Annotated in this window: 17 protein-coding genes; 4 read left to right on the top strand and 13 right to left on the bottom strand. The window is 46.2% G+C overall.

Features of this window, described 5'->3' with window-relative positions; translation table 11 throughout:
* Window positions 1–9 precede the first annotated feature (9 nt).
* A complete protein-coding gene (locus DBX26_RS19990) occupies window positions 10–3,168 on the top strand; it encodes an efflux RND transporter permease subunit (protein ID WP_118120700.1) in 3,159 nt (1,052 codons plus the stop codon).
* Window positions 3,169–3,469: 301 nt separating this feature from the next.
* Entirely contained in the window at window positions 3,470–3,736 is a 267-nt protein-coding gene (locus DBX26_RS19985) for a hypothetical protein (RefSeq protein ID WP_014233635.1), read from the top strand.
* Between the two features lie 658 nt (window positions 3,737–4,394).
* Here the strand turns inward: DBX26_RS19985 and DBX26_RS19975 are convergent.
* Genes DBX26_RS19975 through DBX26_RS19950 form a run of 6 tightly spaced genes read right to left on the bottom strand, consistent with a single transcriptional unit; the run spans window position 4,395 to window position 9,687 of the window.
* Window positions 4,395–5,054 carry an HAD family phosphatase gene (locus DBX26_RS19975; RefSeq protein WP_014233636.1) on the bottom strand — a complete coding sequence of 220 codons (660 nt, stop codon included), beginning with the start codon at window positions 5,052–5,054 and terminating at the stop codon, window positions 4,395–4,397.
* 1 nt (window position 5,055) lies between these two features.
* Window positions 5,056–6,075, bottom strand: coding sequence for an ABC transporter ATP-binding protein (locus DBX26_RS19970; protein WP_118120699.1), 1,020 nt, complete (start codon window positions 6,073–6,075; stop codon window positions 5,056–5,058).
* Window positions 6,072–6,860 carry an ABC transporter permease gene (locus tag DBX26_RS19965; RefSeq protein WP_020334421.1) on the bottom strand — a complete coding sequence of 263 codons (789 nt, stop codon included), beginning with the start codon at window positions 6,858–6,860 and terminating at the stop codon, window positions 6,072–6,074. The genes DBX26_RS19970 and DBX26_RS19965 overlap by 4 nt, the downstream gene beginning before the upstream one ends.
* Complete coding sequence (locus DBX26_RS19960; RefSeq protein WP_118120698.1) at window positions 6,860–7,762, bottom strand: ABC transporter permease subunit; 903 nt, start codon at window positions 7,760–7,762, stop codon at window positions 6,860–6,862. The genes DBX26_RS19965 and DBX26_RS19960 overlap by 1 nt, the downstream gene beginning before the upstream one ends.
* Window positions 7,759–8,565 (bottom strand): alkaline phosphatase family protein, encoded by an 807-nt coding sequence (locus DBX26_RS19955; protein WP_014233640.1) that lies wholly within the window; start codon window positions 8,563–8,565, stop codon window positions 7,759–7,761. Before DBX26_RS19955 ends, DBX26_RS19960 begins: the two co-directional genes overlap by 4 nt.
* Before the next feature lie 42 nt (window positions 8,566–8,607).
* Window positions 8,608–9,687: an ABC transporter substrate-binding protein gene (locus DBX26_RS19950; protein ID WP_118120697.1), complete on the bottom strand. Its 1,080-nt coding sequence runs from the start codon at window positions 9,685–9,687 to the stop codon at window positions 8,608–8,610.
* A 212-nt stretch (window positions 9,688–9,899) separates the two neighbouring features.
* Between DBX26_RS19950 and DBX26_RS19945 the strand changes: the two genes are divergently transcribed.
* A complete protein-coding gene (locus DBX26_RS19945) occupies window positions 9,900–10,640 on the top strand; it encodes a UTRA domain-containing protein (RefSeq protein WP_118120696.1) in 741 nt (246 codons plus the stop codon).
* A gap of 54 nt (window positions 10,641–10,694) precedes the next feature.
* Here the strand turns inward: DBX26_RS19945 and DBX26_RS19940 are convergent, their stop codons facing one another.
* The 6 genes from DBX26_RS19940 to DBX26_RS19915 all read right to left on the bottom strand — a co-directional run bounded on the left by DBX26_RS19940 (window position 10,695) and on the right by DBX26_RS19915 (window position 19,568).
* The gene (locus DBX26_RS19940; RefSeq protein ID WP_162889754.1) at window positions 10,695–12,278 is read right to left on the bottom strand and encodes a BCCT family transporter; all 1,584 of its coding nucleotides are present in this window, start codon (window positions 12,276–12,278) and stop codon (window positions 10,695–10,697) included.
* Between the two features lie 186 nt (window positions 12,279–12,464).
* Entirely contained in the window at window positions 12,465–12,728 is a 264-nt protein-coding gene (locus DBX26_RS19935) for a hypothetical protein (protein WP_076633450.1), read from the bottom strand.
* 211 nt (window positions 12,729–12,939) lie between these two features.
* Window positions 12,940–14,430 (bottom strand): efflux transporter outer membrane subunit, encoded by a 1,491-nt coding sequence (locus DBX26_RS19930; RefSeq protein WP_118120694.1) that lies wholly within the window; start codon window positions 14,428–14,430, stop codon window positions 12,940–12,942.
* Complete coding sequence (locus DBX26_RS19925; protein ID WP_118120693.1) at window positions 14,427–17,489, bottom strand: efflux RND transporter permease subunit; 3,063 nt, start codon at window positions 17,487–17,489, stop codon at window positions 14,427–14,429. The genes DBX26_RS19930 and DBX26_RS19925 overlap by 4 nt, the downstream gene beginning before the upstream one ends.
* Before the next feature lie 10 nt (window positions 17,490–17,499).
* Complete coding sequence (locus DBX26_RS19920) at window positions 17,500–18,582, bottom strand: efflux RND transporter periplasmic adaptor subunit (RefSeq protein ID WP_162889753.1); 1,083 nt, start codon at window positions 18,580–18,582, stop codon at window positions 17,500–17,502.
* Between the two features lie 104 nt (window positions 18,583–18,686).
* Window positions 18,687–19,568 carry a LysR family transcriptional regulator gene (locus tag DBX26_RS19915; protein ID WP_014233649.1) on the bottom strand — a complete coding sequence of 294 codons (882 nt, stop codon included), beginning with the start codon at window positions 19,566–19,568 and terminating at the stop codon, window positions 18,687–18,689.
* A gap of 208 nt (window positions 19,569–19,776) precedes the next feature.
* On the opposite strand from DBX26_RS19915, the gene DBX26_RS19910 reads away from it, so the two are divergent.
* Complete coding sequence (locus DBX26_RS19910; protein WP_118120692.1) at window positions 19,777–20,811, top strand: PotD/PotF family extracellular solute-binding protein; 1,035 nt, start codon at window positions 19,777–19,779, stop codon at window positions 20,809–20,811.
* A gap of 95 nt (window positions 20,812–20,906) precedes the next feature.
* Here DBX26_RS19910 and tyrS read toward each other — a convergent pair whose 3' ends face one another.
* Window positions 20,907–22,160 (bottom strand): tyrosine--tRNA ligase, encoded by a 1,254-nt coding sequence (tyrS, locus tag DBX26_RS19905; RefSeq protein WP_118120691.1) that lies wholly within the window; start codon window positions 22,158–22,160, stop codon window positions 20,907–20,909.
* Between the last annotated feature and the right edge of the window lie 26 nt (window positions 22,161–22,186).

Raw genomic sequence — 22,186 nt, 5'->3', positions numbered from 1 at the left:
GAGTTTGTCATGGAAGAGACCAATCAAAAGGGCATAATTGCCTATTTTGCCAATAACCCTGTGGCCGCGAACCTGCTGATGGTGTTTATCATTGTCATGGGCATCGTGAGCTATCTATTCATTCAGAGACAGATGTTCCCTAACATCGAAGTTAACTACATTGATGTGCGCGCAACCTATCCTGGCGCCTCTCCTCAGGAAATAGAGGAGAGCATTCTCGTCAAAGTAGAAGAGTCGATAAAAGACGTTACGGGCATTAAGAAAGTCGTATCCCGAGCGAGTCGAGGCAGTGCTTATGTCTCTATTGAAGTGGATGTAAATGCTGACATCAAACGTGTGCTTGATGATGTGAATCAACGGATTGATACCTTGTCCAATTTACCTGCGGGTATGGAGCCAATTAATGTATATCAAGTTGAGTGGCGTCAGGACGTGATTGAGATGGGGCTCGTTGGTGACAGGCCCCTCGAAGAGTTAAAGCCCATCGCCAAGCAAATTGAAGATGAGCTTCTGCAACTGAAGAACGTCATGTTGGTGTATGTGAGTGCGCCTGAAGAAGAGATCGCGATTGAAGTCGATCCGCTTGTGCTTCGTAAGTACGACCTCACGTTGAGTGATGTGAGTGACGCGATTCGACGTTACTCTGCCAACTTTTCAGCGGGTGAAGTTAAAACCAACTCTGGGATGATCGCAGTACGTATTGAAAACCAGTATTACCACGGTGATGAATTCAGAAATATTCCGGTAAAGTTAGGCGCTAACGGGGCGAAAGTTCTGCTGCAGGATATTGCGACAATCAAAGATGGCTTTACTGAAGAAGAGCGTTACTTTGAATATTCGGGACAAAACGCGATTTACATGTCCGTAGAAGCGACGCGCGACCAGAATATTATTCCCGTCGCTGAGTCGGTTCATAAATACATCGAGGCAAAAAACAAAACACTGCCAAGTGACGTTCAGCTTAAGGTACTGGTCGACATGACTTATTACCTCAATGGGCGTCTCGACATGATGCTGAAAAACTTGCTGCAGGGTGCCGCTTTGGTCGCCATTATGCTGAGTATTTTCTTGCGCTTCCGCTTAGCTATGTGGGTGATGATCGGTTTACCTGTCTGTTTCCTGGGCGCGGTGATGTTAATGCCTGCCTTGGGTATTACAGTGAATATTGTCTCTCTGTTTGCCTTCATCATGGTTTTGGGGATCGTCGTCGATGATGCGATTGTGATGGGGGAAAGCGCCTACAGTGAAATTGAGGAAAAGGGCGGAGGTGTCGAAAACGTAGTCCGTGGTGTTAAACGCGTTGCGACGCCAGCGACATTTGGCGTTCTGACGACCATCGCTGTATTTGCTCCTTTCTTGCTTTCTAGCGGAATCGATAGTGCATTTTTCTACGGCATCGCGGGTGTGGTTATCTTATGTTTAGTCTTCAGTCTGATTGAATCCAAGTTGATCTTACCTGCCCACCTTGCACACACCAATTTTAAACCTATAAAGGTTGGCGGATGGCGAGATCGCTTTAATACGCGCTTCTTTGGTTTTGTTAATGGCACTTATCGCCGTTTTGTCACCCTGTGTACCCACTGGCGTTGGAGTGTTTTCGCCATATTTTGTGGCTTACTGGCAATCAGTGCAGCGCTAGTAAACTCAAATTACGTACGCGTCATTCCTAACCCTAAAGTACCGACCGATTATCCGGCGATCACGATTGAAATGAATGATACCGTATCAAGTGAGCAAACCATTGATGCACTTAAAACCATTGAGCGTGTTATGCAGGAGGTCGAAACTCAGACCATTGAAGAGCACGGTCAGGGAATGATTCGAGATGTACTTTCTTATAACAGAAGCCGTACCGAAGGCCGAGTTTTGGTTCCGCTTGTTGACGAGGATTTACGTCCTTTCAATACGTTCGAACTTGCGCGTCGTTGGCGTGAAGCGATGCCAACCATTCCGGGAATGAAGAGTATCAAGATTCGTGAACAGAGTGCGGGTGGTGGTGATCGAGACGAATTCGGGTATCTGTTGTTTGGCTCGAATATCAATGAGCTAAATGAAGCGGGGCGTTACTTAATTGACCGCTTGCAGCAACAAGAAGGTCTGTACGATATTTCATCTTCGATTGATTCAGGCAGTAAAGAAGTGCTTCTTTCGCTAGCGCCTGTTGCCTACGATCTCGGTTTGGATCTCACCATGATTGCTCAGCAAGTGGGTGGCAGTTTCTATGGTGGTGAAGCACAGCGATTGATCCGTGACGGCGAAGAAATCAAAGTGATGGTTCGTTATCCGCAATTAACGCGTGAAGCTTTCTCATCGCTACGCTACGCCGTGATAACAACGCCTGCAGGCAAAAAGGTCATGCTGGGTGATGTGGTGCAGATCAATGAGCAACCGGGCGTGAGTACTATTCGTCGTGAGGGTGGTTATCAGACGGTTTACGTCTATGGCTCCATTGATGAAGAGTTGATTGAGCCAGAAGAAGTGGTGAAAATCATCGATGAAAGCATCATGCCCGATATGAAAAACCAGCACCCAAGCGTTAAAACTGAGCTAGGTGGGGACATCGAGGAGCAAGCTGCACAGCGTAATGAGCAGATTCTCTTCTTTATTGCCGGGATGATCATCGTCTACATCCTACTTGCGGTGCCACTGAAGAGTTACACGCAACCGCTGATTGTGATGTCGGTGATCCCTTTCAGTTTGACGGGCGCGATTTGGGGACATTTCTGGCTCGGGTTAGACATCAGTATGATGTCCACCTTTGGTCTTATTGCCGCAGCGGGTGTGGTCATCAATGACTCTCTCGTTATGACGGACTACGTAAACCAGGTTCGAGAAAAAGGGATGAATATTAAACAAGCGGTTGTTGAGGCTGGGTGTGCACGTTTTCGCGCGATTACTCTAACTTCAATCACGACGTTTGCTGGTGTTCTGCCTATTATGTTCGAGACGAGTTTACAGGCGCGCTTCGTCATTCCGATGGCGGTCGCGCTAGGCTTTGCAGTCCTTTATGCGACGATATTGACGTTAGTATTGGTGCCTTGTTTGTATCTGATGCTTGAGGACATCAAGAATATATTCAGAGCGATTAAGCGTTTTTTCTCGCGTCTGTTCGCTCGTTTCAAAAAGCAGGATGATACGTCAGAAGCTCACGTTAAAGCTTCTAACTAAAGTACTTATCTCTTCATAATTCAAGGGCAGCTTTCGGGCTGCTCTTTTTATTTGTCTCAAATGCAATCGTGATGAAAGTACGAGATACCGCCATTTGTGCTATAGCTTTAATGAATAGAATAAAAAGAAAATATAGTCATGGTTAATTTAACACGCAGTGTGCGAAATTTACCATGAGGGTTTCGGTGATGAAATATGATTTAAAATAAGTTGCTGAAATTTAAGGATTTAAAAGTTGGCATCGTACGTGCAATGTATAGAGCGTACCTAAAATAAACTGCTAATCCTCAAGGAGCTCGCTATGAAAAGCGTATTTTTTTCTACTCTTGGTCTTATTGCTGTAATGTCATCACCAATCGCTGCTGCTAACACTTTAGACAAGGAGGAGTGGAGCTCTGATTTGCGTCAAGACTTCTCTGCAATGAAGCACGAAGCGATAGCAGAGGTTCAGCAAATGAATATGGACGATATCGATGCTCGAGATGCACGAATCGTTAAACGTATTAAAGAAGAGCAAGCACAATTGGTAAAGGTTGCGTGCCAAAAATCAGAAGCGAGTAAGTCATAGTTTCTGAATGGCCCTTGTCAAAATAAAGAATGACTCCTGATACACGTTCAGCGCTAGATAGCAGTAGGCGCTGATCTTGTTGCTATCTTGCCAGCTTATAAAAGCTGGCTTTTTTATGTCTATTGATAAATCGCAGACAGAAAAAAGCCCGCAAAGAACCGTCTTTGCGGGCGAAAAAGGGCACCAAATTCGGTGTCTATTCATTATGGAGATGGTCGAACATCCTTATCAAACTGACAATAGCTTGGTGAGAGGCTTACCACCAGTGCGACCAACTGCGCTAAAGTTAACATTGTTGTAATGATTGTTAAAATGTTAATTCCTCAATCAATGATTTCATTATCGTTACTTATAATTACGAATATGTTGTTGTTATGTGTTTGGTGTGTGCCAAAACTAAGTTTCTGATAACATTTCGATTTATAAACGGTATGTTGTTTGTGTTTTTCATCTATGTGAGCGCAGTTGTGTATGATGATGGGTGGTAATTCTCCTGCGCAAAGCCGCATAAATCGCTTGCTTTTGTTAACGACATGTTTTAATTCATGACGCATTCATCCAGTGGATGCTTAGGCTATTTTGCGTGAACAAAAAGAGCAGCTTTTCCTGCTGCTCTTTTTGATTGGGTAGAAGTGATAGATCGTCCAAATATGCTTATCTAATCCCAACTTAATACCGTCCAGTTTGGCTGATTCGCATGCTCTCGCAGGCGAGGGCATGGGTTGACTAAATAGGCGTAGTCAGCGTGCTGACAAAGCGGTAAATCGTTGATTGAATCCGTATAAAAATGAATTTCTGAGTACAATTCTGGCTGTGCTTCTAGCCATTGTTGCAATCTGGTGACTTTGCCTTCTCGATAGCTAGGTATGCCCGAAATTTCAGCGCTGTAAGTGCCTTTTTGTTCAATCAAGTCGATTCCCAATGATGTTGGGATTCCAAGACGTTGGCCTACCGCTTCGACTAAGAAAGTCACGCTCGCGGAAATGATCACCATATCAATGCCATCTCGGGAGAGTTGTTCGATCAAGGTTTTGGACTGCTTAAACTGCTTGGGCAGAATCTGTTTGTCTACGCACTCTGCAACTAACATTTTTACTTGCTCAATAGGCATGTCGGAAAGTGGTGCCATGCAAAACTCAAGGTAGTCTTCCATGTCCATTTTTCCCTCTGCGTAGAGCTTCATGAGGCGTTGATCTTCTTCGATAAAGTTGGGCTCAGTCGCGATGCCCTTCTCGACCAAAAATGCGTTCCAAATCATTGCACAGTCTGCGTTGATTAAGGTTTCGTCCATATCAAAAACATACAAAGGTTTGGACATCTTAAGCTCTCACTGGTTGAATTTCGTTTAGATTAAAGAGTAGTTCTAACTGGCTGCCATTTGCTAATAGTCGCTCAGATGAACGGTTGAGTAAATCAACGGTGAGTTCGCACTCGTTAACCTCCACCTGATAGCGAATTACATTACCCAGCAACTGGTGATTTTTGATGATACCGCTTTGTGGTGCGGAAATGTGGTTACCATACTGACGGCCTTGCTCTCTGACATATATAGATTCAGGGCGAATAGCCACTTTGCTTTGCGTATCGATATTAAAAAGCTGTTTGGCGTGGTCGGCTTCCACCAAGTTGTAGTGTCCCATAAAGCCGGCAACAAACTCGTTGGCTGGTTGCGTGTAAATCTCTTCAGGTGTACCAGCCTGAACGATTTCCCCTCTATTCATCAGGAAGATACGATCAGACATGATCATGGCTTCTTCCTGATCATGAGTAACGAAGATCGTGGTCAGGTTCATTTCTTTCTGGATGTCGCGAATTTGCTGACGAAGGTGCTTACGGATTTTGGCATCCAGAGCTGACAAAGGTTCGTCGAGGAGTAAAATTCGCGGCTTCACCACCAAGGCGCGTGCTAGTGCGACACGTTGACGTTGCCCGCCGGAAAGTTGATGCGGGTACTGTTTTTCTTTGCCTTTCAGGTCAACCAGCTCAATCACTTTCGCCACTTCACACTGAATGATGTCAGCGTCTAGTCTTTTCATTTTCAGGCCAAACGCAATGTTGCCTTCAACCGTCATATTGGGAAACAGAGCATAAGACTGAAACACCATGCCAATGCCACGCTCCTGCGGTACTTGGTGGGTGATGTCCTCTCCGTTAACCGAAATGGTGCCACCATCAACAGGGTTAAGCCCTGCCAGGCTGCGAAGAAGAGTGGATTTGCCACAACCACTAGGGCCAAGCAGAGTAATAAACTCGCCCTGTTCAATGCTGAATTGGATGTCTTCAAAGACCGTATTGTCACCAAAACGTTTGGTCAGGTTTTTTGCGGTTACGTAGCTCATGATTTAGTGCCTCGACTGAAACGACTTGCCAGCCAAGTCAGTAAGAAAATAAACAGGAAATAGGTCATGACCAGTGCAGATGTAAAGTGTCCGCTTGTCTGACGCATGTTGTACAAATAGATTTGTAGGGTTTCATAGCGTGTGCCAACAAGAATATTGGCAAATACAAACTCACCGAGCAGAAAGGAGAAAGAGAGAAACAGCGACGCCATTAAGCCTTTCTTCAAGTTTGGCAAAATGATCAGCAAAAACGCTTTGGTTGTGCTTGCGCCAAGTAAATGCGCTGCGTCCATCAAGTCATGCAAATTGATGGCCTCAAAGCTGTTTGAAATCGCTCGATACATGAAAGGTAAAGCGATCGTGAAATAAGTGCCAATCAGAATCCACGGAGTGCCAATTAAGGAAATATCGCTGTTGGCATAAAGTTGCAGAAGGCCAACCGACGACACCACCGGCGGTACAGCAAACGGAAGCAAGATTAGAATGTTCATCAGCTTGTCGAGTTTTGGGAAGTAGTAAAACACCACAAAAATCGCAGGCAGAATCAGAACAACGCTCAATGCCAGAGCAGAAATACAAATAAACAGAGAACGACCAAATGCTTGCAGGAAGCGTGGGTCAGTCAACAGTTTGATGTACCAATCCAGCGTAAATCCATCCGGTAGAATGGTCGCTCCCCAGCGGGACGAGAGCGAATAAACGAAGGTCGCAATGATTGGGACCAACATAATACCAACAATGGAGTACACCACCGTTTTGTGGAAGCGAGTATTAATGTTTTGCATTAGCTTCTACCTGCGTAGCTCTTAGTAATCAGCCATTGGTTAATCACAGTGATAAAGGCCAGCATCGCCATCAAAATAACCGAGATTGCGGCGGCGAGATTGGGCTCAAGGAACAGATCGCCCGAGACTAAGCTCGCAATGCGAATGGTGATGAGGTTGTAGTTACCGGAAGTTAACGCATACACACTGGCATAAGCACCAATGGCATTTGCGATCAGGATGATAAACGTGCCCAACAGAGCAGGAGAAAGTACGGGTAATGCGATGCGTATCCAGTATTGTGATGTCTTTGCCCCAAGTAGTGCGGCGGCCGCTTGCCAATCGTCACTTAAGGCATCGAATGCAGGGTAGAGCAGCAGTACTGCCAACGGGATCTGGAAGTAGATGTAAATCGCCATCAATCCCCATTTACCATAAAGGTCGAAATCGCCGAGCAGGCCGTATTGCTTAAGCAATAAAGTGACCGCACCATTAGTGCCCAAAATGATGATGAACGCGAACGCCAGAGGGACGCCTGCAAAGTTGCTGCTCATGTTGGTGAAGGCAATCACACCGTCGCGTATTTTTGAATCGACACGACGTAACGAAGAAACCAGTACGGTTGCCACTAGTAAACCAGCAATACTCGACCAAAATGAGAGCCACAGGCTGTTGCCGAAGGCTTGCATCATGAAGGTTGAATCAAACACTTCCAGATAATTGTCGAACGCGAACTCTTGGTCGTAAATAAAGCTGTTAATCAGCACCCAAACAATTGGTGCAAGCTGAAAAAGATAGAAAAACAGAGCGAAAGGGGCAAGCCACAATGCAGGCTTACTCCTTTTTAACCAACAACTTATTCGACGCTGTTTCGCGCTTACGTTGTTTGATGTTGATGTTGATGCGATGGCAGAACTGCTCATAGTGCTAACAATTCCTGAGTGTAAGGTTTTGAGTGATCAAGGTTGAGAAGCTGGCAAACCGAGCCACAAATCTCAGTTTGTTTCACGTGGCATTCTTGGTGGGTGAACATATCGCCAATCACAAACAGTGGAACTTCTCTTTCTTCTGGCAGGATGCCGCCATGAGATAAATCGTTGTTCATGCCATGATCGCTGGTCACAATGATCTGGTAACCATCAGCAAGCCACTGATCGATGTAGTTGGAAAGAATGATGTCTGCGCCACGCGCACAATTGCGGTATTGACGAGAATCTAAGCCGAATTTATGGCCTAAATCATCAATGTTCATTGGGTGAATCAGCAAGAAATCCGGCTGATGCGCACGGCGTAAATGCTCGGCATCCAGAAACAGTGCTTCATCAGGGTACTGGTCCCAGTGATAAAAACAGCCATGTTGGATATTCAGTGTTTCATCATTGGTGAAGCGGTCACGCACAGCGTTATACGGGGCGCGATTATAAAGCTCGCTCACCCAGTGATATGCCGCTGCTGCGGTCACTTTTCCCTGAGACTTTGCCAAACTAAAGATTGAATCCTGATTCGACAAGCGAACGATATTATTGTTAACGATGCCGCTATCAACCGGACGGACACCGGTTAGGATGCACTCATAAAGTGGGCGGGACATCGAAGGCAGTTCACATTGAATCGGGTATAGTGTTGCACGTTGTTGCTCTAACAGACCGTTTAGGTAGCCCATACAATCACGGGCTACCTGATAGTTCAGTCCATCTAGAACAACAAGGATAACCTTATTGCTCATGATATTTTCTCGTTACTTCTTAGGAGAGGGTGTTGCTTAGTACTATTGCTGATGAATCAGTACGTTCTCTTGCCATTGACGTGGCAGCTTACGTGCCGATTTTTCCCAAGCAGAGAAGTCCGTAACCGGTTTAGCATTCGAGTACTGGTCGTTCGAGATCAACTTGTCCTGAATGGACTTTGGTAGAGTGATGTTGCTGCGAATCGGACGTGCATAACCTTCTGCAAGGTTGATCTGGCCTTGGTCACTGAAGATGTATTCACGTGCTAGCTTCGCTGCATTTGGGTTTTTCGCGTATTTGTTGATGATGGTTGTGTAGCCCGAAATCACAGAGCCGTCTTGAGGAATGTTGACACTAAACTGGTCGCGGTCAATCTGATCACGGTAGTTCAGTGCGTTGAAATCCCACAGGATAGCCACTTCGACTTCACCTTTTTCAAGGTTTGCGATGCTTGGATCCGTAAACGACAAACGGCCTTGTTTAGCTAATTTTGCAAAATACTCGATAGCTGGTGTTAAGTTTGACTCGTCACCACCATGCGCAAAGGCTGCCGCAAGTATCGCATTGTTAGCTTGCGCTGCCACACCGACATCGCCAACCGTTACTTTGTAGTCGCCTTTTAGCAGATCATCCCAAGTTTTTGGCGCGTTTTTCACCAGATTATTGTTTGAGATGAAAGAGATTGTGCCTGTGTAAGCCAGTGCCCAGTGACCATCTTTATCTTTTGCCCAATCAGGGATGTCGTTCCAAGTGGTTGGCTTATATGGCTGCGTTACCCCTTTTTTCACTGCTACTCGCGCGAAGGCAAAACCCACATCACCAATGTCTGCGGTCGCATTTTTCTTCTCAGCTTCGAATTTAGCGATCTCCTGAGCTGAGCTCATGTCCGTATCCTGGTGCTTCAAACCGTAGTTTGATTGCAAGTCCGTCCATGTGTCTTTCCAGTTTGCCCAACTACCAGGCATACCCACACTGTAAACTGCGCCTTCTTTTTGAGCAGCTTTTACCAATGTGTCTAGGTTGGCGTCTTTTTCTTGTGTTGCGGAAAACGCAGAGGTAGATAGTGTTGCTGCAATCAGAGTGGCTGATGCTACAGCGGAACGGCTAAGCAAAGTTTTCATTGTCTCCATCCTTCTGGACTAGGTCAGTAAGTTCGATTGTTATCCTATGGGTGGAATGTGACGATTTCGCGCAGATAATTTGACAGTTATGCTGAATTTCTGTGGCAGTTATATTTCATCTGAACAAAAGTTAACCAGTTGTTAGTTGTCATATTTCTGTTATCCAACTGACCTATCTTGTTCATCAAACAATCTATGGACTAGATCAGAGAATGAACATTTTGGGCTCCGCTTACTCGGGGAAACAGTCAGGTACGCAACTGGGAAAAATCAAAGCGACGCTTCGTGAACAAATTCATTCAGGCGTTATCGTACAAGGGCAAAAGTTACCGTCGGAACGTGAGTTGAGTGAGCTTTTTTCGACGACCAGAATCACCATTAAGGACGCTTTAGTTTCGTTAGAAACGGAGGGCATCATCTATCGGGAGGAGCGAAGAGGCTGGTATGTTTCTCCACCGAGAGTCTGTTACAACCCCTTATCTCGTTCTCACTTTCATCAAATGATTCGCGAACAACATCGGATTGCTGAAACTAAATTAATCAACGTCCGCAGTGAGATGGCGTCTGGTGAATATGCCAAGGTATTAGAAGTTGAGCAGATCACGCCAACTTATATTATCGAGCGATTACGCCATATTGATGGCCGCGCGGTGCTGTTTGTAGAAAATGTCCTGAAAGCGGAATTGTTTGAGGGAATCTTATCGGAAAACCTGACCATGTCACTGACGGGCATCTATCGAGAAAAGTATGGATTCGAAACGAAACGCTCCCGATTTGATGTGATTCCGACGTCAGCGCCTGCTCATGTTGCAAAACCACTGAATCTGGCGGAAGGGCAGCCTGTTCTTAAGATTTGTCGGGTGAACTACAACCAGAATGGGGAGTTGATGGACTGCGAACTGGAGTACTGGCGACCGGATGCGGTGAGAATCCGCATTGACAGTGTGGAGTGAGTAATAGATTCCCGATAATGTGTAAAGCGTTACCGGGAATCATCACTTAAGCGATTAAGTTAAACCTTGCTCTTTCGCCATCTGCTTCGCAATACCTGGTGCTTTCCAAATGCTTGGCAATATGATCAAAGACACTGGCACTGCGGTAATCACGATGAAGGACTGCAACGCCGAGATGCCACCGGAGCCCATCGAGATCAGAGCAATGGCGACTAAGCCCATGATCAAGCCCCAGAACGCACGAATGACCGCGTTAGGTTCAGTGGAGCCTGTCATTACAACGCTGATGGTGTACGTCATCGAGTCACCAGTGGTGACAATGAAGGTCGTGGTTAAAATTAGGAACAGCACCGAAATGAGCATCGGGAATGGCAGTTCTGATGTAATTGCCAGCAATACAGCAGGAAGATTGAAGCCTTCGAAAGCAGATGAAATTACACCTGGATTCTCTAGCTCAAATGCCAGACCACTACCACCAACAATACTGAACCAGAAGCAGGTAATGAGCGGTGCAGCAATGCTAATTGCCATGATCAACTGACGGATTGTGCGACCGCGAGAGATACGCGCAATAAAGATCGCCATCATTGGGCCATAACCAATAAACCAGCCCCAGAAGAAAACGGTCCACCAGCTTAACCAGTCAGCGTCACCACGGTAGAGTGCCATTGGAAAGAAGTTATCTACCAAACGGCCCATACCTTGAACATAGCCGTCGACAATAAACGTCGTTGGACCAACGAACAAAATATACCCAATCAAAACAACGGATAAGATGATGTTGTAACGACTAACAATTTGAATGCCTTTACTGACGCCACTTAGCGCGGAAAGGGTGTACATTAGAATGGCAGCAATGATCACCATGCTTTGCGTAAAGAAAGTATCTGGCAATCCAAACAGAGAATTCAGTGCGTAACTGATTTGCAGGCCAAGAAAACCAATAGGACCAATCGTGCCAGCGGCTACCGCGATAATACTGCACGCATCCGCGAGGTTACCAATCCAGCCGTTGATGGCTTTATCACCTAAAACAGGGTACAGCAGAGTACGAGGTTTTAGTGGTAGACCCTTGTCGTAGTGGAGATGCATCAAAACAATAGAGGAAAGGCCACCAAGGATTGCCCAGGCTAAGAAACCCCAATGCATAAAGGACTGAGATAACGCATTGATTGCGGCACTTTTGGGAGAGGCATCACCATAGAGTGGTGGAGCAGTAACGAAATGGGCGATAGGCTCAGCCGCTGCCCAAAAAACACCGCCGCCTGCGAGTAGGGTGCAGAGTACAATCGATAGCCATTTGAAATTATCGATTTCTGGTTCCGCTAAACTTCCTAAACGTACATCACCAGTACGTCCAAAAGCGAGAGCCAAACCAATTAAGAAATTGAGAAGAAGCAATACTTGCCAGTAAGCTCCGAAATATTTTGTGGCAAAGCCAAAGCCACTGTTAACCATTGCGGTTAGAGAGTCAGTATTCGTCAGAGCGAGCAGAACGAACAGAGTAAGAAAGCTACCACTTAACCAAAATACAGGGTTAGAGAGTTCGAGTCGCTTAACTAGGGAAGGAGGGTGGATCGCGGCATAGTCTGCTTCCTGAACAGGAGCGTGGGAGGCGGTATTCGTCATATTTGACATAAGTACTTCGCTTTTTTGGGCTTGGAAGCCGTGTATTTCCCCTCACATCCAGTCGATGAAAAGTGTGAGGGACTTCAAAAAGCCGCAAATACTAGCACGTCGAGATTATGAATTTAACCGTAGATTTAAGTTCATTGTTGGAGCATCAGCCAAGGCACTGATTTTTGGGATGGGAAGACGCTGAAGTTAACAGGATTCTCTTAGCTTTTGATGAACGCGATAGCCTACCACATAACCGATGTAGAACAGGGCCGCGAGTGTAATTAACGCTGCGCTATAGGCGAGAGCTCGGTTAAGTCCGATGCCAAAAGCAAAGGTAAACGCTATGCCGTTGACCGCTTCCGCAGGAAAGTTATACCAAGCACCATGGACCGAGGACCCAAAAAGCAGCATTGTGCTGATTAAAAAGAGCACGCCGCCCAATAAGCCGAACCATCTGCTGTTGTTCATGTTTATTCTCAAGTGTTACCTAAGTAACGTAACAAAATATTTCAGGGAAAGTATTATATACCCAAATGACCTCAAGATGCGTGGTTATTTGGCTAGTTATCTGAGAGAACATAAATTTGTAGAGATAGATAGAAAGGCCACCGAAGCAGCCTCTTTATGAACGAATGGAGTATGATTTCAGTTAATACCAAGAATCAAGGTTGGTAGATAATCAACTTCCTGAGTTGTTTGGCGGATTGAGTGTCCAGTCCCCGCCAAGTGATTTGTAAAGCGCAATCGTCGCTTGTGCCGTTTGCAGTTTTGCCGCGACACGTTGGTCTTGCATCATTCGTTGCTGACGCTGAGCATCTAACACCGATAAATGGTCAATCAGACCAGCACGGTAAAGTGACTTCGCTTTGCTCACTGCGTTATCCGTCGCTTTTAGGGCATCATTGACTCGGCGCTGGTTCTCCTGACTTCTGCCATAAGCAAATAGAGTCGATTCCGTTTCTGCCAATGCTGCATCCACCGTATGCTGATAAGACAACGTCGCCGAATCAAATCGTGCTTTGTTCATGGCTTCAATTGCCTCCCCGCGCCCGCCGTCAAACAAGTTCCAACTTACGCCTGCAGCACCCATCCAGCCGAAAGAGTCACTACTGAACAGATCATCAAAGCTCGATGCGGACAAGCCTGGAGCTCCCGTTAAGAAAAATTTAGGGTATTGATCGGCAATACTCGCCGCGAGTTCTTCATTCAATGCTGCCATTTCACGCTCAGCCAGACGAATATCGGTACGGCGCTTCAATAAATCCGAGGGTAAACCGACGGGCACCATATTCTGCATGCTCGGCACACCGTGGCTTTGTGCCAAACGGGTTTCAACCTTTGTTAGAGGTTCTCCAAGGAGCACCGCAATCCGATGTTTATGCGTTTGTTGAGCAATTTCCAGCTGAGGAACGATCGCTTCCATAGCCGCGAGCGTTGCTTTCGCTTGTGCTAAATCAAGGTCAGAGCCATAGCCGCTTTGCACCACTTTCTCGACCAGGTTCATGGTGCGTTTCTGATCGTCCAGGTTTGACTTCGCCAGGTCAAGGCGTTCGCTCGCACCTTGGTACTGAAGGTAGTTATGAATTAAATCCGCCGTAATCACTGTGGTTAAGCCACTTTGATAAATTTCAGCTTGCTCCAGACGAATTTGCGCTGCATTCGCTTGGCGGTCAATTCGTCCAAATAAATCCATCTCCCACGAGATATTCGCTCCGGCAAAGACACCATCGTGTTGATTATCCATCAAGGTGACATTGCCAACTTGTGGCGGTAAGCCGGATACCGAATCACTTAACGGGTTTAAAATCGGGCCCAGTGACGAGTCATTCTTACTGAACTGATAATTCATATAGCCCGCGCTGAGACTGATGGTCGGTACCTTAAACGACTCCACCATCGTCTTATAGCTGTTGGCCATTTTCACACGCTCTGCGGCGACTTTAAGCGGAATACTTTGACTCTGCATATCTTGAACCAGTTGATTTAAGATTGGGTCATTAAACTCCGTCCACCAAAACTCATTAGTTTGTGACTCGGTGCTTAGCCCCGAGTCTTGGCTGTTAAGGTAAGTCTCTGCAATGCTGGTGGTTGGCCCCTGATAATCGGGACCCACCGCACAACCGGTCAAACTCAGTGCCAGAACAATTGGCGCAAGGATGAATTTTTTCATGATGACGCCTCCTGTGGCTTAGTGTTGGTTTGGGTTATTGGCTCTTTGTCCTTGTACGCAAGGCGATAAAGTGCAGGCATTACGAACAAAGACAAGACCGTTGCCGCTGCTAAACCACCGATGATGGTTGCCGCCATTTGGTCAAACAGCAGATCTGAAAGTAGCGGAATCATGCCTAGCGCCGTTGTTAGTGCGCCCATCGAGATCGCCATGGTTCGGTTCACGGTCGCTTCTTTAATCGCGTCTGACAGGTTCATACCGTTTGCTCGTTCCAGTTCAATTTGATCCATTAATACAATGCCGTTTTTAATGATCATCCCCGTCAGCGTAATCGCGCCGATGATCGCCATAAAACCAAATGGTTTATCAAACCCGAGCAGAGCAAAAGCCGCCCCGGACGCTGCTAATGGCAGAGTCGCCAAGATGATGATTGGCTGTTTGAAGCCGTTAAACATTGCCACCAGAATGATCACCATGATCAGCATGGCTTTCGGTTGCTGTTTCATGATGTCCGTGACGGATTTGTTTTCATCATAATATTCGCCGCCCCATTCCATGCTGTAGCCAGAAGGCAGTTCAATCGCTTCAATTTGATCTTTAATCGCGTTTCTAACGTTGGCTGGTGTTGACTCTCGGCTAACACCGGCCTGAACCGTTATGGTTTTCACGCGATCACGACGCCAAATCATGCTCTCTTCGGTAACGAGCTCAAAACCATCGACGATCTGACCAAGTGGAACGCTGTTGAACCCAATCAGAGAACGTACTGGCAACGTTTCTAGCGAAGCCATCGTCTGCGAAGTACCACGCAATTGGATTGGGATAAGCTCGTCGTTAAGGTTCATCTGACCCAACGGCATACCGTCCGAAGCGCGTTTCAACGCGAATGCTACGTCTGTGCGATTGATGCCAGCATGACGCATCTTGTCCTGATTCAGGATTGGCTTGAGCACTTTGCTCTCTTGGCGCCAATCGTCGCGGATGTATTTTGCGTCTGGGTGAGAGGCAAAAATGGTCTTCGCTTTTGCGGCTAATTGATGCAACACGTTCTCATCAGGTCCAGAAAAGCGGGCTTCTACAGCAAACTTGTCTTTTGTTGCGAGTTTAAGGGCGCGGAAACGAGGTTCTGCATCCGGAAACTCATTTTTAAGCCATTCATCACCGCGAGCAACTAAGCGGCTGATGCTTGGGTAGTCTTTGGTGTTAATCAGTACCTGACCGTATGCAGGATCAAGTGGCTCTGGCTCTACCGTTACAGAGAAACGTGGAGCACTTGTTCCGATATAGCTTGAGATACTTTCGACTTCTGGCTGTTCGACCAGCCACTTCTCGACCTTGCGCATATCTGCTGAGGTTTGTTCGATCTTCGCACCATTTGGCAACCAGTAATCTAAGAACACAATTGAGCGATCGGATTGCGGAATGAAGTTTACTGCTACATAAGGGACCGCTAATGCCGTCGCAATGATCAGTGGAACTAACGCTGATAACGCTTTAACTGGGTTGTCGACTGTCCAAAAGACCAGTTGCTTATAACGGCTTGGTTTGGATTCTTCTTTTACCGCTTTTGGTTTCACGAACATCCAAACCATCAGCACGGTGAAGGTCATCGCCACAATCCATGAAAGCAGCAGTGAAGACGCCATAATGTAAAATACCGAGCTGGCGAATTCCGCAGAATCTGTCTTTGAGAATAGAACCGGACTGGCGCCCATTATCGCAATTACCGTTGCGCCTAATAGTGGTATTGCGGTTTCTTTGACTGAGTCAATGGCTGCGCGAGTGCGTTCAATGCCTTTGTTGAGTTTCACGATCATCATATCGGTGATAACAATGGCGTTATCAACCAGCATACCCAGAGCAAGAATAAACGTACCCAGCGAAACTCGGTGCAAGTCAATGCCTGCAATGTTCATGTAGCTCAACGTCAGCAAAATTGTCAGTAGTAAGCTCGCGCCAACAATGGTTGCACTTTTAAAGCCCATAAAGACGAGCAGTACCACAAAAACAATCAGCACGCTTTCAAGTAAGTTACCCACGAAGTCATCAATCGATTTTTGCACTTCTTCTGGCTGATAGGCGACCGTTGAAATATCGACTCCCAGTGGAAGTGACGCTTGGTAATTCGCAATGATGTTTTGAATCGTATCGCCAAGAGAGACCACGTTGATGCCCTCAACGGGACTAACTGCCAGTGTCACGGCTGGTTCACCGTTGTAGCGATTCTCTGACAAGGCTGGTGTTTGGTAGCCCATGGTAACATCGGCGATATCGCCTAATCGGATTAAGCCAGAGCCAAGGTCACCGGTGCCGCCATTGATCACCAGATTGCGAATGTCTTCCAGAGACTGAAACTCGCTGGTTTGCGCGATACGAATACGTTCAGTGCCCGCATCAAATTTGCCCGCTTCAAAGGTGGTGTTTTGCGAGTTAAGTTGATTCCAAACCTGAGCAATAGACAGGCCGTACTGCGCCAGACGTTCGTCAGGCATATCAATGTTAACCACACGCGGCTGTACGCCATGCAGTTCGATTTTTTTGATCCCGTCAACGGCTTTGATTTGACGTTGTAACTCTTCCGCGTAACGGCGTAGCTCTTCTGGAGCGGCATCTTTACTGTGGATAGAGAAAAGCATGCCATACACTTCCGAGAACTCATCTTGCACAATGCTAATTTGCGCTGAAGATGGCAGTTGGAGTTTCACGTCCTCGACTTTTCGTCTCAGTAAATCCCACTGCTGAGGGAGTGCTTTGGAATTGAGACTCTCGTTGAGGTCGACAAATACCATCGAAAGACCAGGACGTGAGAGAGAACGTAACTTATCGAGCTCAGCCATTTCCTGCAATTTGGTTTCGATGGTATCAGTGACTTGTTGCTCAACTTCTTCTGCTGAAGCGCCCGGGTAGAGCGTGACAACAACGGCTGTTTTTACGGTAAAGCTCGGATCTTCCAACTTGCCTAAGTCAAAATAGGAATAGATGCCCGCAATCACACTTAATACGATGAAAAAGAGTACGAATTTGCGCTGACGAATAGCGAATTCAGCTAAATTGATCATGGATTCGTACCTATAGAGTCTTGATGGTTAGGGTTGGGGTGACGTCACCCTCGCTCAGGTAGTGACTGCCGCTAATGACGACGTAGTCACCTTGGGCAAAATTGCCAGTGACACATGCCTGATAGGCATCGATTGATTCCAGGTTTACGGGTTCTTCGTGTACAACTTGGTCGCGCACGACATTAACGTGCAGGCTGGCTTTTTCTCCCAATACGGCAGAGTAAGGGAAGCAGTGGCTGGATGCCTGTTGGGTGAAGTGAGTATTTACCGTCACCGCTTTGCCGTTAAACAAGTCGGTAGATGCCGAGTCGACATCTAACGTCACAGTATAAGTTTGTTTCAGCATGTGCTTCTTAGGGGCAATTTCACTGACAACGGCGCGATAGGATTGCTCTGTGTCATACCAGGTTAACTCTGCATCCTGACCCAAGGAGAAATCCTGAATCATGTTCTCTGGCACATCGATATCGACTTCCCAGTTTCCATCTTGTTGTAGCGTCACAACGGATAATCCCGGGCTGGTTTGCTCAAATTGCTCCACGTTGACTTCGCCAATGATGCCAGAGAACGGAGCGCGCAATTCGGTGTAACCTAGCGCGTCTTTGGCACGTTGAATGTTCTTCTCAACCACTTTCACCGATGACACACTGCGTTCATAACTGCTTACCGCACGGTCAAGGTTCACGCTTGCAATGGCATCTTCTGATGTAGCTTGTCTAACACGCTTTAACTCTGCTTTCGCTAACTTATGAGCCGATTTTGCTTCTAACATACGAGCTTCAAGTTCATCCAGCGACACTTGGTAATCATGAGGGTCAAGGCGAGCGATCACTTGTCCTTTCTCGACATGATCGCCTTTTTTTACCAATACGCTGGATAGCGTGCCCGGAACACGGAAAGAGAGCGCCGCTATTTCTTTGGCTTCAACAATCCCACTGAATGATTTTTCCAGCGTTGCATTGTTGCCAGATACCTCAATCACCTGGATTGGTCGTGATGAAAAGGATTCCTGAAGAGGTTGTTGAGTTTGGTTACAACCAAACAAAGCAAGAGCAACACTACTCAGTGCTGCTGTTTTGATTACGTGATTCATAAGATAGCTCCATAAGTTCGGCGCCATCTTATCGGTGAAAGGTGGTGAGATAATCACGCGTGAGCATGAATCAATGTCACGAAAATCGTGACAATAAAAACGTGCTACAGATGTTTTGGTATTTTATTGCACAAATGCTCGATAAGTAATCGGCTCGCCTGATTCAATGTCTTAGGTTGAGGGTAAAGAAGCCAGCCGGTCTCTTTAGTGACAGAGTAGTGAGACAATACTTGTACTAAATCCCCTGATTCGAGCTCTTTTTCGACCAATACCTTGGCGATGTAGCTGATGCCTCGATCAAGAAGTGTAGAGCTTTTAATGAAGCCAATATTGTTGGAGATAAGCTTGGGACTAACCATAATATTCTGTTCTTGGAAGTGCCAATTATTATCTACAGCGCCGCTTGGCCAACGAAAACAAATCGATTGGTGTTCACTTAGCTCTTCCAGAGTTGTTGGCGTGCCATGTTTCTCGAGGTATTTCGGCGACGCAACCACACAGCGATCTAACGTCAAAATTTTACGCGCGACGATATCAGAATCAAACAATGCGCCACCATGAACAGCAATGTCCAGCCCCTGTTGGAACATATCGATAAAGCCATTAGTAATGTTGCGCACATCCAACTCGACTTGCGGATATTGATCCTGAAAATCAAACAATATGGGTTGAATCAACTCGTAGGTTTCTGGCAACAGACCTAGTTTCACCTTACCTCGTACTTCTACGCTTTCACTAGTGGCTTGTTCATTGGCGGAGTCGAGTAATGTCAGTGCTTTTTGCAGATCCTGATAATACACATCTCCTTTGTTAGTGAGTGACAAGCTTCGCGTGGTGCGGTGAAACAGTTGAGTACCAAGATGGCGTTCAAGTTCGCCAATGCGTCGACTGACATTGGCGCGTGGAAGATCGAGAGCATGTGCAGCAGCTGTAAAGCTACCGAGTTCAACCACTTTCGTGAACAGTTTTAAATCATCAACTCTCATCAGAGTACTCCAGTTTTTTAAACGTCAATTTAAACATTTATATCCAAACGACTTCAAGATGCCCGTCGTTTGGGCGTTTCCAAAGTGAGGATAATCAATAAATATTTTTGCTTTTAAAGATTAATTTATTTTTCTTTTAATTGGTTAATTATTAACTAATTATGCACCCGAATCCCAGCGCGTCGCTGGACTGGTTGGATTGCATACCATGAAACTTATTATCAAAGGATTGGGGCTGAGCGCACTTGTTCTCAGTATGTTTGCTCATGCAGAAACGAAAACACTGAACGTTTATGCGTGGGGCGGCTATTTGCCAGAAGCGTCACTAAAAGCATTTGAAAAACAAGAAGGTGTGACGGTTAACTATTCGACCTTTGAGAATAATGAGTCAATGTATACCAAGCTGAAATTACTCAAAGGCACAGGTTATGACGTTGTGTTTGCTTCTGCGTACTTCATTGAAAAAATGGGAAGAGAAGGGCTGTTAGCCAAGATCGACCATGAGCAGGTGCCAAACATGCAAGACACAATGCAAGGTTTGCTAGGACAAGCGCACGATCCTAACAATGATTACTCGCTGCCGTATATTTGGGGCGTCACTGGGATCAGTTACAACGAATCGATGGTAGAGCAACCTGTGACAAAATGGGCAGACTTATGGGATGTGCATTATGAGCAACAAGTTATGCTGATTGATGACATTCGCGACGTGTTCGGTATGGCTTTAAAAATGAATGGCCACAGCGTGAACAGCAAAAATGAAGCGGAAATCAAACAAGCTTACGAGTCGCTGGTGGCGTTGAAAAACAATGTTCTGCTTTATAACTCAGATGCGCCACAGGTTCCGTATGTGTCGGGAGAAACCTCGGTTGGTATGCAATGGAATGGTAACGCTTACCAGGGGCAGGTAGAAATGCCAGAGCTGAAGTTCGTGATGCCAGCAGAAGGCGCGGTGTTGTGGATGGATAATTTCACCATTCCATCAGGTAGCGAAAATAAAGTGTTGGCTCATAAATTCATTAATTTTATGTACCAGCCGCAAAACCAAGCAGAAATCGTTAATAGCTTAGGCTACGCCTCTGCAACGAATGCTGGACGTAATCTGTTGCCGGATGAACTGAAAAATAATGCGACCATTTTCCCAGCGGAAGACGACTTGGAAAAAGGCGAGTTCATTAACGATGTTGGCGCTGAAACTTTAGCGATTTATGAGAAATATTGGCAGAACTTAAGAACTCAATAACGATAACAGGCGCGATAGCGCTATCTTGAAATAACTTAGTTCAATACTCTGAACCCCCCTCATCATTGATGTGATGAGGGGTCTTTTTTTATCGGCTAAACTGCTCGCGTCACCAAACAGAAATGCTTCTTGCCGCGCTGAAGTAGCCAGTATTGGTCGAAAAGTGGGAAGCTCAGACTCGGCTTTTCGCTGGAGACTTTCTCGCCATTAACACTAATGGCATTGTTATCTATCAGTTCTCTGGCAATGCGTTTTGAACTTGCTAATCCAGATTCAATAAGCAGCGTTACTAAGTCTTGTTGAGTACTGGTAATGCAAGGCAGACCGTCCAGTTCTAGCTGCTTTAATTCACTCAAACTCAATTGTTGAACATCACCACTGAACAGAGCCTGAGTGATGCGCTCGGCACTCGCTAAGCCCGCTTCACCGTGAACGAAGCGTGTCATTTCTTCAGCAAGAATACGCTGCGCCTGTGGCTTTCCTTTGCTTGAAATATCTTGTGTTTCGATTGCGGCAATCTCTTCACAACTCAAGAACGTGTAGTACCGCAAGAAGTGGTATACATCGGCGTCTTCTGCTGCCAGCCAAAACTGGTAAAACGCGTAAGGTGAGGTTTTGGTTGGATCTAGCCAAATTGCACCGCCTTCCGTTTTACCAAATTTGGTGCCATCGGATTTGGTGATAAGCGGCAATGTTAAGCCAAACACTTGCTCACTATTTTGACGGCGTGTTAAGTCTATCCCACTGACAATGTTACCCCATTGGTCATTTCCGCCGATCTGTAAGCTGCAACCATGTTGTCGGTTGAGTTCGGCAAAATCGTAGGACTGTAAAAGCGCGTAGCTAAATTCGGTAAAGGAGATCCCTTGATCAGGTCGCTGCAAGCGTTGTTTCACCGACTCTCGGTTGATCATAGTGTTGATCGAAAAGTGCTTACCGACATCGCGGAAAAAATCGATCACATTGATTTTCTGCATCCAGTCGGCATTGTTAACCAGCTGCATTGGCGTCGCCAGTTGAGGGTTCATCAGTTGCTGGATTTGTTTGGACAGATCATTCACCCAGCCAGTCACCGTTTCTTGCGAGTTAAGGTTGCGCTCGGTAGCTTTAAAACTTGGGTCGCCAATCATACCTGTTGCTCCGCCAATCAGAGCGATGGCTTGATGACCTGCATCCTGAAAGCGCTTAAGCATAATTAAAGGCACGAGGTGTCCGATATGCAGGCTTCCAGCGGTTGGATCGAAACCGCAGTAGACGGTTTGTGGCTCTGATAAAAGCGTTTGAATCAGCTCTAAATCACTGGCTTGCGCGATGAGTCCTCTCGCTTGTAAATCTTCAATCAATGTCATTGTCTTATCTGCCTGAGTTATTGTTT

Source organism: Vibrio sp. dhg, from assembly GCF_003443775.1.
GTDB lineage: Bacteria > Pseudomonadota > Gammaproteobacteria > Enterobacterales > Vibrionaceae > Vibrio > Vibrio natriegens.
The sequence above is the reverse complement of the archived record's forward strand: the minus strand, read 5'-3'. Positions and strand labels throughout refer to the sequence as shown.

Bases quoted from the DNA above. Each gene is read 5' to 3' on its own strand.
- DBX26_RS19990 (WP_118120700.1), top strand. From the start codon at position 10: ATGGAAGAGACCAATCAAAAGGGCATAATTGCCTATTTTGCCAATAAC.
- DBX26_RS19985 (WP_014233635.1), top strand. From the start codon at position 3,470: ATGAAAAGCGTATTTTTTTCTACTCTTGGTCTTATTGCTGTAATGTCA.
- DBX26_RS19975 (WP_014233636.1), bottom strand. From the start codon at position 5,054: ATGTCCAAACCTTTGTATGTTTTTGATATGGACGAAACCTTAATCAAC.
- DBX26_RS19970 (WP_118120699.1), bottom strand. From the start codon at position 6,075: ATGAGCTACGTAACCGCAAAAAACCTGACCAAACGTTTTGGTGACAAT.
- DBX26_RS19965 (WP_020334421.1), bottom strand. From the start codon at position 6,860: ATGCAAAACATTAATACTCGCTTCCACAAAACGGTGGTGTACTCCATT.
- DBX26_RS19960 (WP_118120698.1), bottom strand. From the start codon at position 7,762: ATGAGCAGTTCTGCCATCGCATCAACATCAACATCAAACAACGTAAGC.
- DBX26_RS19955 (WP_014233640.1), bottom strand. From the start codon at position 8,565: ATGAGCAATAAGGTTATCCTTGTTGTTCTAGATGGACTGAACTATCAG.
- DBX26_RS19950 (WP_118120697.1), bottom strand. From the start codon at position 9,687: ATGAAAACTTTGCTTAGCCGTTCCGCTGTAGCATCAGCCACTCTGATT.
- DBX26_RS19945 (WP_118120696.1), top strand. From the start codon at position 9,900: ATGAACATTTTGGGCTCCGCTTACTCGGGGAAACAGTCAGGTACGCAA.
- DBX26_RS19940 (WP_162889754.1), bottom strand. From the start codon at position 12,278: ATGTCAAATATGACGAATACCGCCTCCCACGCTCCTGTTCAGGAAGCA.
- DBX26_RS19935 (WP_076633450.1), bottom strand. From the start codon at position 12,728: ATGAACAACAGCAGATGGTTCGGCTTATTGGGCGGCGTGCTCTTTTTA.
- DBX26_RS19930 (WP_118120694.1), bottom strand. From the start codon at position 14,430: ATGAAAAAATTCATCCTTGCGCCAATTGTTCTGGCACTGAGTTTGACC.
- DBX26_RS19925 (WP_118120693.1), bottom strand. From the start codon at position 17,489: ATGATCAATTTAGCTGAATTCGCTATTCGTCAGCGCAAATTCGTACTC.
- DBX26_RS19920 (WP_162889753.1), bottom strand. From the start codon at position 18,582: ATGAATCACGTAATCAAAACAGCAGCACTGAGTAGTGTTGCTCTTGCT.
- DBX26_RS19915 (WP_014233649.1), bottom strand. From the start codon at position 19,568: ATGAGAGTTGATGATTTAAAACTGTTCACGAAAGTGGTTGAACTCGGT.
- DBX26_RS19910 (WP_118120692.1), top strand. From the start codon at position 19,777: ATGAAACTTATTATCAAAGGATTGGGGCTGAGCGCACTTGTTCTCAGT.
- tyrS (WP_118120691.1), bottom strand. From the start codon at position 22,160: ATGACATTGATTGAAGATTTACAAGCGAGAGGACTCATCGCGCAAGCC.